Here is a 2653-nt window from a genome sequence, read left to right as displayed (position 1 = left end):
GTCGATGACAGCATGGACGTGGACAACCCGCCCCAGGCCGACGACTACGGCTTTGGCAGCTTTGTGAAACTTGAGGAACCGGGCGATCGCCACTGGGCCGTCGGGCTAATCTACAACTCGCTGCTGATGAACCCGATGTTCATGAGCAACGGGCCGCGCCTGTCGAGCGAACCCGACCCGCTGTTTACGCCAGATTTAATCACCGAAACCCGCACGCTGCTGGGCGTGGTGCTGGTGGGCTGGATGGCGCAGGACAACGGGCAGCCCTACGGCATCCACGGCATTCCCCGCGTGGTCGTCCCCGTCAACACGCCCGTATCGATCATGACCCAGGACGAAATTTACCGCTTTCACCTCAACCAAGCGGGCAGCCCCCAGTTTTGCTACTATAGCCACCTGCTGCGCTGCGGCGGCAACTTTGCGCCCGCCCTGACCCAGCAAACGCTGCAAGAACTGGTCGATAGCCGCCTTTTTTCTGGCCCAGACCAGCGAGCGCTAGAAATTCTCTGTCGAGAGCTTTCCTGGAAAAGCACCATGGGCGCAATGCGTTAAAATTCAGCAGTGCAAAATTCAGCGACAAAATTCAGCAGCAAAACTCAGCGGCAATCTCCGCTTCATCCCACACCAGCGGCTGAACGGTCTTAAGCGTCAGCGTTACCCGGCAAACTCCACACCGTGATGTCGGTATTTACGGAAGTGCAGAGAATTTTATGACACCCGTAATGTCACACCCACAAAAAAATCCGACAGTCTCGAATTGAGTCTGCCGGATTATAGTGTGTTCCCTGTTGATGACTCGGCTAGAGTTGAGTCTCCTTAAGTATGCCGATGCAGGGAGAACTGAAGCGCGATCGCGATCATCTCCAGTTGTGATTTTTGTCACATGCTTCAGTGACGAGTCCGTTCGTTTTTCACCAGAGGATCGCTGCACAGCCTGACTGCACAGCGATCCTCTGGTGATTTGTACGGTTTCAGCTAGGGAAACCCGCCTGACTGCACCCGCGAGAAAGCATCCTGCGCTGGCAATATGGTCACAGGCAACCTAGTCATACAACCTAGTCATAGACAACTCGCGCGTCAAACCCTTCTCTCCGAAGCTGCTGATTCACAGCCGCAGCGGCAGAGTAATCGCGGAAAGAGCCTGCATTGATGAATGGCCCCCGCAGTGCGTCCGAGTCGCGGTAGGCATCGCGCACAAAGCGACGCACCTGGAACAGTAGCTCATCGCTGCTCCCCGGTATGGCAACCCGGTAGGGACCGCCGTAATGGCCTGGAAACCCTGGGTCGGTTGGGCCGCCGATGTTGGCAGGTACTAGGTACTCAGAGGCAATCCAGCCGCCCGTGCCCGCCAGTTCAACCCAGGTCAAACCACCGGAAAATTCCTGCCGTCCAGACAGGCGCACGCGCACCCCATCATCGATGCCTGCAACTACCTGCCCATTAGGACGATTACGCACGTTTACGCCAATTCCGCTATTGGTGCGGACAATCGCCTCGCGCCCCAACCAGTTCCCCGGCGGAATGGGCTGCGACGGGCCGCCGATGCCGCCACCCGACACGAGATAGCCCAGCCCCAGGGCCCGCAGCGTTTCGGGGCCAGCCTGTCCGTCTACCATCAATCCGTTTCGTCTTTGAAATGCGATAACAGCGTTTTCTGTTTCAAGACCGTATACACCGTCTGCAAAGATGCCCAGCGCCGACTGAATTGCGGCAACATCTGATCCCTGGCTGCCAAAGCTGTAAACTTGGGCTAGCGCTTCGCCCCCCGTGAGCAAGACAGAGGAGGCGATCGCCATCCCTGCCACCTTCCACAGCATCGAGCGGGTCACTTGACGAACTTGGGCTTGGCGAGCTTGAATTTGTCCGGCAATGTTTGAGCCTGACCTGAAAGATTTAAGAGCAGAAAGCGTCTGGAAAACAAAGTTGGGCTTCATAGGAGGATTGCTCATTCGTGACTACAAAATTTAGCGGCTGCGAATTTTTTCGGGGAGGCCCCTGCTAAAACTGACAACCGTTTAGGACACACCTCAACCTCAATGCGACCTGAGTGCAAGGTCAAACCTCTGCGGATGCAAATTTTGCACTAGAGCAGAGATAAAAAATACCAGACAATCTTGAGGGGCTAAATGTGCCGATACTTCTGGATTTAGCTACACTGTGAACCGAATGGATTTCGGAACCCTAAAAATAGGACAGGTGGGCTAAAAGTGAAGATGCCACAAATCAGGCTCCGCCGCAGTCAGAGGAGCATTATTTCTACTAGCATATCATTCGGGTTTCGAGCATGAAACGGTTTTTCTTCTCTCGTCGTTTAGCATGGATCATTCCCGTTGCAAGCCTGCTGGCCGGGGCCAGTTCTGCCGTACTAGTCAGCACAATTGAGCAATATACCCAGGCCGAAACGACCGATGGAAAACTATCCGCAGCAGAGCCTTCTTTTGCCCAAGACTCTGTGCCGGATGCCGAAATAGTCAACCCCAATGACGCAGCAGAAAATGCTCAAACCCTGAATTCTTCTGAGCAATCTGACCCTACAAAAAGCGGGTCGGACAACTCTTTTTTGCTGCCCAATGGTCGCCCAAGTTTGTCGCCGCTCCCTGCGCCAGCCGAAACCTGGGAATGCGAGGTTGCAGTGGTGGGCGGGTCGCTGGGT

Annotated in this window: 3 protein-coding genes; 2 read left to right on the top strand and 1 reads right to left on the bottom strand. The window is 55.2% G+C overall.

Annotated elements, in window-relative coordinates; all coding sequences use genetic code 11:
• The coding region (locus tag IGS51_RS20440; RefSeq protein WP_297080611.1) for a hypothetical protein at positions 1–552 on the top strand (552 nt) is incomplete at its 5' end.
• 503 nt (positions 553–1055) lie between these two features.
• On the opposite strand, the gene IGS51_RS20435 is transcribed toward IGS51_RS20440, so the two are convergent.
• Positions 1056–1817 carry a peptidoglycan-binding protein gene (locus IGS51_RS20435; RefSeq protein WP_297080610.1) on the bottom strand — a complete coding sequence of 254 codons (762 nt, stop codon included), beginning with the start codon at positions 1815–1817 and terminating at the stop codon, positions 1056–1058.
• Between the two features lie 467 nt (positions 1818–2284).
• Between IGS51_RS20435 and IGS51_RS20430 the strand changes: the two genes are divergently transcribed.
• Positions 2285–2653: hypothetical protein (locus IGS51_RS20430; protein WP_297080609.1), on the top strand; the 369-nt coding region annotated here is incomplete at its 3' end.

This window comes from Thermoleptolyngbya sp. M55_K2018_002, from assembly GCF_015295965.1.
Classification (GTDB): domain Bacteria; phylum Cyanobacteriota; class Cyanobacteriia; order Elainellales; family Elainellaceae; genus Thermoleptolyngbya; species Thermoleptolyngbya sichuanensis.
This window is presented reverse-complemented; position numbering and strand designations above follow the sequence as displayed.

What these genes read in the sequence shown, in the direction of transcription:
- IGS51_RS20435 (WP_297080610.1), bottom strand. Translation starts at nt 1,817, where the DNA reads ATGCTGTGGAAGGTGGCAGGGATGGCGATCGCCTCCTCTGTCTTGCTC.